Origin of the sequence: Butyrivibrio sp. NATIVEDY162, assembly GCF_045999815.1 — a bacterium.
Classification (GTDB): Bacteria; Bacillota; Clostridia; order Lachnospirales; family Lachnospiraceae; genus Butyrivibrio.
The window spans coordinates 2,699,922-2,711,871 of sequence record NZ_CP172573.1; the positions used below are offsets into that span (position 1 = coordinate 2,699,922).

Annotated in this window: 11 protein-coding genes; all 11 read left to right on the forward strand. The window is 43.1% G+C overall.

What is annotated here, in order from left to right; translation table 11 throughout:
• The first annotated feature begins 2 nt into the window (after positions 1-2).
• The 11 genes from ACHCNF_RS11650 (at position 3) to ACHCNF_RS11700 (ending at position 11,850) form a co-directional block, all read left to right on the forward strand.
• A complete protein-coding gene (locus ACHCNF_RS11650; protein WP_408069959.1) occupies positions 3-773 on the forward strand; it encodes a DUF5672 family protein in 771 nt (256 codons plus the stop codon).
• Positions 770-1,897: a glycosyltransferase family 2 protein gene (locus tag ACHCNF_RS11655; protein WP_408069960.1), complete on the forward strand. Its 1,128-nt coding sequence runs from the start codon at positions 770-772 to the stop codon at positions 1,895-1,897. The genes ACHCNF_RS11650 and ACHCNF_RS11655 overlap by 4 nt, the downstream gene beginning before the upstream one ends.
• Positions 1,887-2,846: a glycosyltransferase family 17 protein gene (locus tag ACHCNF_RS11660; RefSeq protein WP_408069961.1), complete on the forward strand. Its 960-nt coding sequence runs from the start codon at positions 1,887-1,889 to the stop codon at positions 2,844-2,846. The genes ACHCNF_RS11655 and ACHCNF_RS11660 overlap by 11 nt, the downstream gene beginning before the upstream one ends.
• A gap of 43 nt (positions 2,847-2,889) precedes the next feature.
• On the forward strand, positions 2,890-4,086 hold the full coding sequence (locus ACHCNF_RS11665; protein WP_408069962.1) for a pyridoxal phosphate-dependent aminotransferase: 1,197 nt from the start codon (positions 2,890-2,892) through the stop codon (positions 4,084-4,086).
• A gap of 91 nt (positions 4,087-4,177) precedes the next feature.
• Positions 4,178-4,759: a DUF6465 family protein gene (locus ACHCNF_RS11670; RefSeq protein ID WP_408069963.1), complete on the forward strand. Its 582-nt coding sequence runs from the start codon at positions 4,178-4,180 to the stop codon at positions 4,757-4,759.
• 155 nt (positions 4,760-4,914) lie between these two features.
• Entirely contained in the window at positions 4,915-5,946 is a 1,032-nt protein-coding gene (gene hrcA / locus ACHCNF_RS11675; RefSeq protein ID WP_408069964.1) for a heat-inducible transcriptional repressor HrcA, read from the forward strand.
• A 20-nt stretch (positions 5,947-5,966) separates the two neighbouring features.
• Complete coding sequence (gene grpE, locus ACHCNF_RS11680; protein WP_408069965.1) at positions 5,967-6,665, forward strand: nucleotide exchange factor GrpE; 699 nt, start codon at positions 5,967-5,969, stop codon at positions 6,663-6,665.
• Positions 6,666-6,751: 86 nt separating this feature from the next.
• A complete protein-coding gene (dnaK, locus tag ACHCNF_RS11685) occupies positions 6,752-8,632 on the forward strand; it encodes a molecular chaperone DnaK (protein ID WP_408069966.1) in 1,881 nt (626 codons plus the stop codon).
• A 131-nt stretch (positions 8,633-8,763) separates the two neighbouring features.
• Positions 8,764-9,939 (forward strand): molecular chaperone DnaJ, encoded by a 1,176-nt coding sequence (dnaJ, locus tag ACHCNF_RS11690; protein WP_408069967.1) that lies wholly within the window; start codon positions 8,764-8,766, stop codon positions 9,937-9,939.
• A 97-nt stretch (positions 9,940-10,036) separates the two neighbouring features.
• Complete coding sequence (locus ACHCNF_RS11695) at positions 10,037-11,095, forward strand: 50S ribosomal protein L11 methyltransferase (RefSeq protein WP_408069968.1); 1,059 nt, start codon at positions 10,037-10,039, stop codon at positions 11,093-11,095.
• Between the two features lie 5 nt (positions 11,096-11,100).
• Entirely contained in the window at positions 11,101-11,850 is a 750-nt protein-coding gene (locus ACHCNF_RS11700; RefSeq protein WP_408069969.1) for a 16S rRNA (uracil(1498)-N(3))-methyltransferase, read from the forward strand.
• Positions 11,851-11,950 lie beyond the last annotated feature (100 nt).

The window sequence follows — 11,950 nt, forward strand, 5'->3', positions numbered from 1 at the left end:
TTATGAGTAATATCGAGAAAAAGATAAAACTTCCAAATGTCACCATCGCTGCTATGACGAGCGTTGATGTATATGAGACGGTTCAGGCTATGAAGTACAGCATGCGGGATATAGAATTTGGAGATGCAGTGCTTATTACTGATAAAAAGCCGTTTTACCTTCCAAAGAACATCAGGTTCAGCTATACGACTAAGCTTGATAATATAGATAAATTCAACTACAAGATGGTGTATGAGCTTGGAAGGCATATTAAGACTGATTATGTGCTGATAGTTCACGCAGATGGCTTTGTAATTCATCCGGAAAACTGGTCGGATGAGTTTCTTAAATATGATTATATAGGTTCACCCTGGCCTCTTCCAAAGAACGATTATGCCTATAGAGACAAGAACGGCGAAATATGCCGTGTGGGAAACAGCGTATCTATAAGGTCTAAAAGACTTCTTTCATATCCTGTTGAGCATAATCTTCCATGGGAGAAGGTTTATGACGGCTTTTACAATGAGGACATTTTTCTTTGCTGCTATTGTAAAAATGAGATGGAGGAACATGGCCTTAGATGGGCGCCGCTGGATGTTGCCGTAAGATTCGGAAGAGAACATCCGCTTCCTGAAAACCGTGGAATAGAGCCTTTTGTTTTTCATAAATGGTGGGGAGAGAACAGGAAATATCCCAGATTCTACAGCCCTAAGAAGAGATTTAAACGTGCGGTCAGACCTTTGTTATTCTGGCGAAGATCCGAGAAATGGAAGAGAGAACACAAGATTACATGAAATTTTCAGTAATAATTCCCGTTCATAATGCTGAAAAGTATATAAGAGAAGCGATGGATTCTGTCTTGGCTCAGGAGCTGCCTTCTGATGTGCAGATGGAAGTTCTGCTTATTGAGAATGGATCAGGTGACAGAAGCGCTGCAATTTGTGATGAGTATGCAGAAGCGGCTTCTGCCAGGAATGCTCAGATAAAGACTACTAAGATAAAGAATGCTCAAATAAAAAGTGATCAGATAAAAAGTGCTCAAATAAAGTCAGTTCATATGGGGAAGGCTTCCGCCTACGAAGCAAGGCAGGAGGGAGTCCGCATTTCCACTGGGGACTGGATTGTTTTCATGGATGCGGATGATAAAGTTGTGCCCTGTCTTATTGACACTCTTAATAATGAAATAAAGAAGTATTCTGCTGAAGGTAAAGCTGTTGATGTGATACTTTATAATGCGGCAGAGCTTGATACGCCTGATAAAAAGATGTTTGGTTTTCCGTTTGAAGAAGGTGTTGCTTACGGAAGGGATAACAGGCAGGATTTTCACAGGCTGATGTGCTGCGGAGATTCCTTGAATGCAATGTGGAATAAGTGCATAAAAAGGGATCTTTCCATGGAAAGCTGCGTTTTGGACGGAAGAAGATTAAATCATGGCGAGGACCTTTTACAGACAGCAGCAATAATTGATAGGGCAAAAGGTATTGCATATCTTGACCGCATACTGTATCTTTACAGGATAAATGAGGAAGGTCTCACAGGAAGCTATCACGAAGAGTTCATGGATAACCAGGCGGGAGCGTGGGAAGCCTTCGACAATTATGCCGGGAAGTGGTGCGGCGATAAATACAGCGATATTATCAGCAGGAGAAAGACACTGACCTGTACTATTGGAATGAAGAAGCTTATTTATTCAGGGCTTTCAATCCGGGAGATAAAGAAAAAGCTTCGGACCATGGTTTTGTCCGATTTTTATAAAAAATATGCTAAGGGTGAACTGCCGGACTGGGCGCCTGAGGAGGATGTGTTCGTGCACGGACTGCAGGTATCAGCCAATGCGGAAAAGAGCCTGATGCGTTCCTGTCTTAAGCATAAGCTTAAATCATATATTAAAGCGAGGATCAGAAAAAATGGTATATGATTGTATTCCGTTTTTTAACGAGGTCGATATATTAAAGCTAAGGCTTAATATACTTGGCCCCTACGTTGATAAATTTATAATCGAGGAAGCAACCATGACCTTTTCGGGAGAGGAAAAGGAGCTTTGCTTTGAAAAGAATAAAGAGCTCTACAAGGATTTCCTTGATCGCATTGAATATGTGGTTGTAACGGATACGCCAAAAGAAGCCCTGACTCATGAGAGGGACTATTTTCAGAAAAACTATCTGGAAGAAGGGCTTAAAAGAGTTGGAGCAACATCCGATGACATTATTTTATTCGGGGATGTTGACGAGATTCCAAATCCCGCGGTGCTTGAGAATATTATCAGGAATTTTGATAAGACGAAGGTTTATCATCTGGCCCAGAGAAATTTCTACGGCTTTTTTAATATGGAAGAAAAATCAGGAAAGCTGCTGTCAATCACAGGAGAATTCCCGGAGATTGCTGTATCTGACAGAAAGTGGCTTGGAACAAAGATCACGTCCATAGATAATATTCCCGGAGAGGGAATTGTGCGGCTAAGAGATCTGGTGCCACCGGAGGATGAGCGTTCTGTCAGAGTGACGGGAGGCGGATGGCACTTCGGATATATGGGCGGACATCACGAGACCAATCCTGCCAAGAGGATCGGAGTAAAGGTTAAGGCTGCCGCTCATCAGGAATATAATGACAGAGAAATCCTGGCAGAGACCATGGACAGACTGGTTCTTGGCCAGGATATATTCGGAAGAGATGCAAAATTCGAAAGAGTAGAGATAGATGAGACTTATCCGGCATATTTAAGAGAGCATATTGGGGAATATGACTTTCTGGTAATGCCTGAGATTACGCCATTTTCAAGGTTGTATCACAGAATTGACATTACAGCCGGAAGATTTTGCAGAAAGGCTTATCACAAGCTGAGGAGAATGATGCTTAAAAGGTTATGAAAAAAGTTACTAATGGCTATTAGTTTTTTACCGGAGGAGTACTATGAGCACAAATTTATCTGCCAGAATGGCGAATCTTCGAGTTTCGCCTACTACTGCGCTTTTTTCCAAAGTGGAAGAAATGAGGCGGCGCGGTGAAGAAATTATTTCATTGAATGTGGGAGAACCTGATTTTCCTACCCCTGATAATATTAAGGAGGCCGGAATAAAGGCAATCAGGGATGATCACACGAGGTATACGACCGGAAACGGAATTGCGCCTTTAAGAGAGGCGATAATAGAGAAGCTCCGAAGGGACAATGGCGTCACTTACGGAATGGATGAGGTTGCTGTCATGGTTGGCGCTAAGCAGGCGTTGTTTGCTGCGCTTTGTGCTATAGCGGGTGAGGGAGATGAAGTGATAATCCCTGTTCCGTGCTATGTCAGCTATCCTGATATGGTTCGCCTTGCGGGCGGAAGTCCCGTCATGGTTAACCGAAAAGATGATTTTTCACTTGATCTTGAGGCTATTGAGGCTGCTTGTAATGAGCATACCAAGGCTGTCATAATATGTACTCCCGACAATCCCACCGGTAAGGTATATTCCGAGGATGAGCTCAGGGGGCTTGCGGATATTGCAGTCCGTAAAGATATCTTTATTATTTCCGATGAAATCTATGAAAAAATAATATTTGAAGGAAACAGGCATTTCAGCATATCTTCAATAGAAGGACTGAAGGACAGAACCATTGTTGTGAACGGTTTTTCAAAGACTTATTCCATGACCGGATGGAGGCTTGGATATGTATGCGCAAGGCGTGATGTAATAGCCAACGCCATAAAGGTTCAGAGCCAGACTACAACAACTCCGCCCAGCATATCGCAGTATGCCGGAGTTGAGGCACTGACAGGACCTCAGGACTGTGTCACATATATGGCCGGTGAGTTCGAAAAGAGGAAAAACTATGTTGAGGAAAGGCTCTCAGGGATGGCAGGAGTTGTCTGCCATGAGATTCAGGGCGCTTTTTATGCATTCTTCGACATCAGGAGTTTTCTTGGAAAAGAGTATGAGGACTATGGTGTGATTGAAGATGATACGAAAATGTGCACCTATCTTTTGGAAAAACATCACGTGGCTACAATGCCCGGAAGTGCTTATTTTGCTCCAGGATTCTTGAGAATTTCATTTGCGTCATCCATGGAAGTGCTTAAAATGGCGCTTGACAGAATTGAAACAGGCTTAAAAGCGCATAAATGTTGACTTTTTATATGAACTGTACTACACTCAATATCGTAATGATAAATTTGCTAAAACGCATAGCGTGCGTTCCTTATGTGAAAGAGAGGGAGATATGGCTGACGACAAGTTGAGAGAAGCAGCTTTAAAGCCGATTGCAACTATCAAGAAACCGGTAATTGCTGCAGAAAAGAAAGAAGAAGCAAAGACTGTAGATGCGCCTGCTGCTAAGAAAGAAACACCTAAGGCAGCAAAGAAGACTACAGCCAAGAAGACAACAAAGAAGGCTACAGCTACTAAGACAGCAGCTAAGAAGACTGAGACCAAGGCTGCTGAGACAAAGGCACCTGCTAAGAAGCCTGCAGCAAAGAAGGCTACACCTGCCAAGACAACAGCTAAGGCAACAACCAAAGCAACTACAAAGAAGGCTGAGGGTAAGGTAGTAGCAAAGAAGGCAACTGCTGCAAAGAAGACTACAGCTACCAAGGAAGCTGCAACAAAGACAAATATTGTTCTTCAGTATTCAGACAAGAGTGTTACTTATGACACATTTATCGAGAATGCCAAGAATGTATGGCAGTATGATATGGGAAGAAAAGTTTCTGAGATCAAGACTCTTGAGCTTTATGTAAAGCCTGAAGAGCAGAGAGTATATTTCGTTGTTAACGGCGAAGTTCATTCTGATTTCGGAATGTAAGCTGAGATAGCTAATAAGTGAATTATTCAAACCCCGAGGATTTTTCCTCGGGGTTTTTGTATTGACATTAATAATTTATAGTGGTAACTTATTCTCAGAAGATGTTAGCACTCAACATCAATGAGTGCTAACACAATTAAAAAGGAGGTAGTCAGGTGCAACTGGATGACAGAAAAAAGAAAATACTGCATGCAATTGTTCGAAATTACCTCGAGACAGGAGAGCCTGTAGGCAGCAGAACTATTTCCAAGTACACGGATTTGAATCTTAGTTCAGCTACCATTAGGAATGAGATGGCGGATCTTGAGGAGATGGGGCTTATATTACAGCCGCACACATCTGCCGGACGAATTCCTTCAGACCAGGGCTATCGTGTCTATGTGGATGAGATGCTTGCTGAGAAGGAACAGGAAGTTGAGAACATGAAGGAGATGCTTCTTGATAAGGAAGAGAAGCTTGAGAAGCTCCTTAAGCAGGTTGCTAAGACACTTGCTGTTGACACAAACTATGCTTCAATGATTTCCGCTCCTGTCATACGAAGGAACAAACTTAAATTTGTTCAGCTTTCAAGAGTGGACAGCGAACATCTTCTTACTACCATCGTTATAGAAGGTAATGTGATCAAGAATCGCATGGTTGAGGTGGAACAGGAACTGACTGAGGCAGACATGCTTAAGCTCAACATCCTTCTTAATACCAGACTTGCAGGTCTTTCGGTTGAGGACATCAATCTGGGACTTATAACTGCCATGAAGCAGGAAGCAGGAATTCACAGCGAGATCATAGACAAGATACTGGATACAGCCGGTGAAGCTATTACAGAGGATGAGGATCTTCAGATTTACACCAGCGGTGCTAATAATATTTTCAGATATCCGGAGCTTGCTGATAAGGAGAGAGCGAGCGATCTTATTACTACTTTTGAGGATAAGAGTGATCTTACAAGTATCGTTGAGAATGCACTTCAGTCAACGACAGATGAGACCGGAATACAGGTTTATATAGGTAATGAATCTCCGGTTAAATCCATGAAGGATTGCAGCGTTGTAACTGCTACATACGATCTTGGAGAAGGAATGAGAGGAACGGTAGGCGTTATCGGTCCCAAGCGAATGGATTATGATAAGGTTGTCGGAGCGCTTAAGAACATGATGAGAGCGCTGGATGATTTATATAAAAAAGAGTAGAACCATAAGGAGTATTTGAATTGAGTAAGGATGTAAATAAGGACGTTACTACAGAGTCCGGTAAAAAAACTGCAAAGGAGCTTCAGCAGGAAGTTGCTGAGAAGGCAAAAAAAGTTGCAGATGCTGCAAACAAGGTTGCTGAAGCAGCTGAGGAAGAAGCCACTGAAGCTTTGAATGAGGCCGCTGAAGAAGTTTCGGAAGCTGAGGACGGAGCAAAGCCCGAAGGCGCTGAAAACAGTGATGGCGAAAAGAAAGGACTTTTCGGTAAGAAAGAGAAGAAGAATCCCTTCAAAGAAAAATTTGAGGAGATGCAGGATAAATATGTTCGTCAGGTTGCGGAGTTCGATAATTTCCGTAAGAGAACAGATAAAGAAAAGGCTCAGATGTTTGATCAGGGAGCTTCAAATGTACTTGAAAAGATTCTTCCTGTTGTTGATAACTTCGAAAGAGGACTTGCTGCTGTCCCTGAAGAAGAAAAGGGTTCCGCTTTTGCAGACGGAATGAACATGATATATAAGCAGCTTATGAAGCAGATGGAGGACCTTGGTGTAACTCCCATCGAGGCTGTAGGAAAGGAATTTGATCCTAATTTCCACAACGCTGTAATGCAGGTTGAAAGCGAAGATGTCGAGGAAGGTTTCGTGGCTCAGGAGCTTCAGAAGGGTTATATGTTCCACGACACAGTGCTCAGACACAGCATGGTTGCCGTTGCAAAGTAATCACTTAGCGAGGTTTTACCGAGCCTGGTGAACTACAGATTTTAATTGTTAATTATTCATTAGTATTATAAATGGAGGAAAATAAGATGAGTAAGATCATAGGTATCGATTTAGGAACAACTAACAGCTGTGTAGCTGTTATGGAAGGTGGTCAGCCCACCGTTATAGCTAACGCAGAAGGCGCAAGAACAACACCTTCTATCGTAGCTTTCACAAAAAATGGCGAGCGTCTCGTAGGTGAGCCCGCTAAGCGTCAGGCAGTAACAAATGCTGAGAACACAATCTCATCAATCAAGAGAGATATGGGTACAGACAATGGCCGTACAATTGATGGCAAGAAGTATTCACCTCAGCAGATTTCAGCTATGATCCTTCAGAAGCTGAAGGCTGATGCAGAACAGTATCTCGGCGAAAAAGTAACAGAGGCAGTAATCACAGTACCCGCATATTTCAATGATGCTCAGCGTCAGGCTACTAAGGATGCAGGTAAGATTGCAGGTCTTGAAGTAAAGCGTATCATCAACGAGCCTACAGCAGCTGCTCTTGCATATGGTCTTGATAATGAAAAAGAGCAGAAGATCATGGTTTATGACCTTGGTGGTGGTACTTTTGATGTATCTATCATCGATATAGGCGATGGTGTTATCGAAGTTCTTTCAACAAACGGTGATACACACCTTGGTGGTGATGACTTTGATCAGAAGATCATCGACTGGATGGTATCTGAGTTCAAGGCTAAGGAAGGTGTAGACCTTTCCGGCGATAAGATGGCTATGCAGAGACTTAAGGAAGCGGCTGAGAAGGCTAAGAAGGAACTTTCTTCTTCAACAACAACCAACATCAACCTTCCTTTCATCACAGCTACAGCAGAAGGTCCTAAGCACTTTGATATGGATCTTACAAGAGCTAAGTTTGAGGAACTCATTCACGATCTCGTAGAGAGAAGTGCTATTCCTGTACAGAACGCTATGAAGGATGCAGGCCTTAACTATTCAGACCTTGGTAAGGTTCTCCTTGTTGGTGGTTCAACTCGTGTTCCCTGCGTTGTTGAGAAGGTTAAGCAGCTCACAGGACATGAGCCTTCAAAGAACCTTAACCCTGATGAGTGCGTAGCAGTAGGTGCAGGTATCCAGGGTGGTAAGCTTGCCGGTGATGCAGGTGCAGGCGATATCCTTCTTCTTGATGTAACACCTCTTTCACTTTCAATCGAGACAATGGGTGGTGTTGCTACAAGACTTATCGAGCGTAATACAACAATTCCTACAAAGAAGAGCCAGGTATTCTCAACAGCAGCTGATAACCAGACAGCAGTTGATATCAACGTTCTTCAGGGTGAGAGACAGTTTGCTAAGGATAATAAGTCACTCGGACAGTTCCGTCTTGATGGAATCCCTCCGGCAATGAGAGGTGTTCCGCAGATCGAGGTTACTTTCGATATCGATGCTAACGGTATCGTTAACGTATCTGCTAAGGATCTTGGAACAGGTAAGGAGCAGCACATCACAATCACAGCAGGTTCTAACATGTCTGATGAGGATATCGACAAGGCTATTAAGGAAGCTGCAGAGTATGAAGCTCAGGATAAGAAGCGTAAGGAAGGCATCGATGCGAGAAACGAAGCTGATTCCTTTGTATTCCAGACAGAGAAGGCTATGCAGGAAGTTGGCGACAAGATCGATGCTTCACAGAAGCAGACAGTAGAGGATGACCTCAAGGCACTTAAGGATACTCTTGAGCAGACTAAGGATCGCGAGCTTACTGACAGTGAGATCGATACTATCAAGAGCCAGAAGGAGAAGCTTATGACAGATGCTCAGGCTCTCTTCGCTAAGGTTTATGAGAGCGCTCAGGGAGCAGCAGGTGCTCAGGGTGCAGGTCCTGACATGTCTGGCATGGGCGGTGCAGCTCAGAGCTCAGATGCAGGTAAAGCAGATGATGTTGTTGATGGTGATTACAGAGAGGTTTAATACTGATCACTTTGAGAGCAGAATCTCATTTAATAAAAGTTTAATAAATTAATAATTGCCTAATGCCCAATACTTCATATAAGATGTATTGGGCTTTAAGCAATCACAAAATAATAAACTAGGAGACATACATGGCAGATCAGAAGCGCGATTATTACGAGGTTCTTGGAGTAAGCAAGGGCGCAAGTGATGATGAGATAAAAAAAGCATACCGTGTACTTGCTAAAAAGTATCATCCGGACATGAACCCGGGAGATGCTGCAGCAGCTGATAAGTTTAAAGAAGCATCAGAGGCTTATGCAGTACTTAGTGATCCTGAGAAGAGACGTCAGTACGATCAGTTCGGACATGCTGCATTTGAAGGCGGTGCCGGTGGATACGGTGGATTCGACTTTGGCGGTGCTGATTTTGGTGATATATTTGGTGACATATTCGGAGATTTCTTTGGCGGTGGCAGAAGAAGTCAGGGAGCCAGGAGCGGTCCTGCAAAGGGTGCAAATATCCGTGCCAGTGTGCGTATTACCTTTGAGGAAGCTGTTTTTGGCTGCGAGAAGGAGCTTGAATTAAAGCTCAAGGATCCCTGCCCGACATGTAAGGGCACCGGTGCTAAGCCCGGAACTACAGCTCAGATGTGTCCTAAGTGTGGCGGTAAAGGTCAGGTTGTATTTACCCAGCAGTCATTCTTTGGAACTGTCAGAAATGTTCAGACATGTCCTGATTGTAATGGCAGTGGTAAGGTTATCAAGGATAAGTGTTCAGATTGTGGTGGTACAGGTTATGTATCAAGCACAAAGAGAATTCAGGTATCAATACCTGCAGGAATTGATAATGGACAGAGTGTAAGAATTCGTGAAAAGGGTGAGCCCGGAAGAAACGGTGGTCCAAGAGGAGATCTTCTTGTAGAAGTTATCGTTGCAGATCATCCTATTTTCCAGAGACAGGATTACGACATTTTCTCTACTGTTCCTATGTCATACGCAATTGCTGCACTTGGCGGAACTGTTGCTATTGATACAGTTGATGGTAAGGTTCTGTATGATGTTAAGGCAGGAACTCAGACAGATACAAGAGTAAGACTTCGCGGCAAGGGTGTACCTACACTTAGAAATAAGGATGTTCGTGGTGACCATTATGTTACACTTGTTGTACAGGTTCCGGACAAGCTGTCCAAGGAGGCAAAGGAACTCTTAAAGCAGTTTGATGAGAAGACCGGAGACAGCCTGCATGCAGCTGATGCATTATCCGGAGGCAAGGACGGTAATGATGATGGCAAGAAAAAGGGCGGATTTTTCGGTAAGAAAAAATAATATATGAATATGGAGCGGGGAGAAAAATCTCCCCGTTTTTCTTTAAATAATAGAATTTGAGATATTAACACTTCATGACAGAGAGGAACAATACAATATGAAATGGATGCGTTTTCGAATCAGAACCAATGAGGAATCGGAAGATATTATAGTAAGCAGTATGATGGACATAGGACTTGAAGGTGCACAGATAGAGGATAATGCACCGCTTACTGCTGCGGATAAAGAGCAGATGTTTACTGATGATCTTCAGGACGCTGATGATGAAGAGACAGGTGTGGACAGTTGTGCTGTTACAGCTCCCGGAGAAGAGGGAATTGCATACCTGAATTTCTTTGTTGAGGTAGATGACAATAATATTCTTACGATTCATGAGTATGACGAAAACGGCGAAGAGGTGGAGGTGAAAAAGACTCCCGATGAGATGAAAGCTGCCATAAAAGAGGTATTGGATGAATTAAGAGAGTTCTCCGATATCGGAGATGGCACAATCTCTGTTGATGTAACGGAAGATATAGATTGGATAAACAACTGGAAACAGTATTTCCACAAATTTTTCGTGGATGATGTTCTTGTTATTCCTTCATGGGAGACTCCCGATGAGGATGACAGGAAAAAGGCGAATATTACACTCCATATTGATCCCGGAACTGCCTTTGGAACCGGAATGCATGAGACAACACAGCTTTGCATACGTGCTCTTAGAAAATACATAAATCCCGGAGATAAGGTACTTGACGTAGGAACCGGAAGTGGGGTATTGTCTATACTTGCGATGAAGTTTGGTGCAGGGCATACTGTAGGAACTGATCTGGATCCCTGTGCTGAGTCTGCAGTTGCTGATAATAAGAAAGCAAACGGCGTTGCTGCCGAGGACTTTGATCTGATCATAGGTAACATTATTGATGATGATAAGGTTAAGGAAGAGGTTGGAACCGGCTACGATATAGTAGTTGCCAATATTCTTCCGTATGTGCTTGTTCCGCTGACACCTATTGTTCCGGGGCTTTTGAAGGACGGAGGAATATACATTACTTCCGGAATAATTGAAGCCAAGGAAGATGTAATAAGAAAAGCCCATGAAGAAGCAGGACTTAAGGTTATCGAAGTGTGCAAACAGGGCGAGTGGGTATCTGTTATATCCAGGAAGGCATAAAGGATATGTATCATTTTTTTGCTGAGAGCAGTCAGCTTATCGATGATGGAAAGAGAATAGTAATAACAGACTCTGACTATAACCATATGGTTAACGTTCTCAGGATGAAGGCCGGTGAAGAGTTTTCTGTAAGCTTCAAAGAAGAGGAGGATAAGGAGTATCGTTTTGGTATTGAATCCATCTCAGATAGTGAGCTTATCGGAGAACTGAGATTTGTAAAAGAATCAGGTGTAGAGCTTCCTGCAAAAATATATCTTTTTCAAGGTCTTCCCAAGGCAGATAAAATGGAGCTGATCATTCAAAAGGCCGTGGAGCTTGGAGTTTATAGGGTGATACCTGTTTCCATGAAGCGATCGGTTGTTAAACTGGATGAAAAGAGAGCTTCGAGTAAGATAAAACGCTGGCAGGCTATATCCGAGGCAGCAGCTAAGCAGAGCAAAAGGGCTTTTGTTCCTGAGATTGATATGCCTATGAGCTTTAAGGATGCGGTTAAATTTTGCGAAGCTATGGATGTTAAGCTGCTTCCTTATGAACAGGCGGAAGGAATGGCGAAGACCAGAGAACTGATAGAGGCGGTAAAGCCCGGGCAGAGCATAGCGGTATTTGTTGGACCGGAGGGCGGCTTTGCAGATGAAGAGGTCGCATTTGCCACAGATAGCGGATTTAATGCCATAACCATGGGAAAGAGAATATTGCGCACGGAGACAGCCGGATTTACGATGCTGTCTTGGCTGATGTATCATCTGGAACCATGAGCTGTTTTGCGAGATAAAAGATTTTGTAGTATTGTAGAGTCGTTGCAATTGTATTTTGAATAATATAGATTAGCTTGGAAAAAATAGGATAATTTAGGAC

Excerpts from the sequence above, each read along its gene's own strand:
- ACHCNF_RS11670 (WP_408069963.1), top strand. The coding sequence starts at position 4,178 with ATGGCTGACGACAAGTTGAGAGAAGCAGCTTTAAAGCCGATTGCAACT.
- ACHCNF_RS11655 (WP_408069960.1), top strand. The coding sequence starts at position 770 with ATGAAATTTTCAGTAATAATTCCCGTTCATAATGCTGAAAAGTATATA.
- dnaJ (WP_408069967.1), top strand. The coding sequence starts at position 8,764 with ATGGCAGATCAGAAGCGCGATTATTACGAGGTTCTTGGAGTAAGCAAG.
- ACHCNF_RS11700 (WP_408069969.1), top strand. The coding sequence starts at position 11,101 with ATGTATCATTTTTTTGCTGAGAGCAGTCAGCTTATCGATGATGGAAAG.
- ACHCNF_RS11695 (WP_408069968.1), top strand. The coding sequence starts at position 10,037 with ATGAAATGGATGCGTTTTCGAATCAGAACCAATGAGGAATCGGAAGAT.
- ACHCNF_RS11650 (WP_408069959.1), top strand. The coding sequence starts at position 3 with ATGAGTAATATCGAGAAAAAGATAAAACTTCCAAATGTCACCATCGCT.
- ACHCNF_RS11665 (WP_408069962.1), top strand. The coding sequence starts at position 2,890 with ATGAGCACAAATTTATCTGCCAGAATGGCGAATCTTCGAGTTTCGCCT.
- dnaK (WP_408069966.1), top strand. The coding sequence starts at position 6,752 with ATGAGTAAGATCATAGGTATCGATTTAGGAACAACTAACAGCTGTGTA.
- ACHCNF_RS11660 (WP_408069961.1), top strand. The coding sequence starts at position 1,887 with ATGGTATATGATTGTATTCCGTTTTTTAACGAGGTCGATATATTAAAG.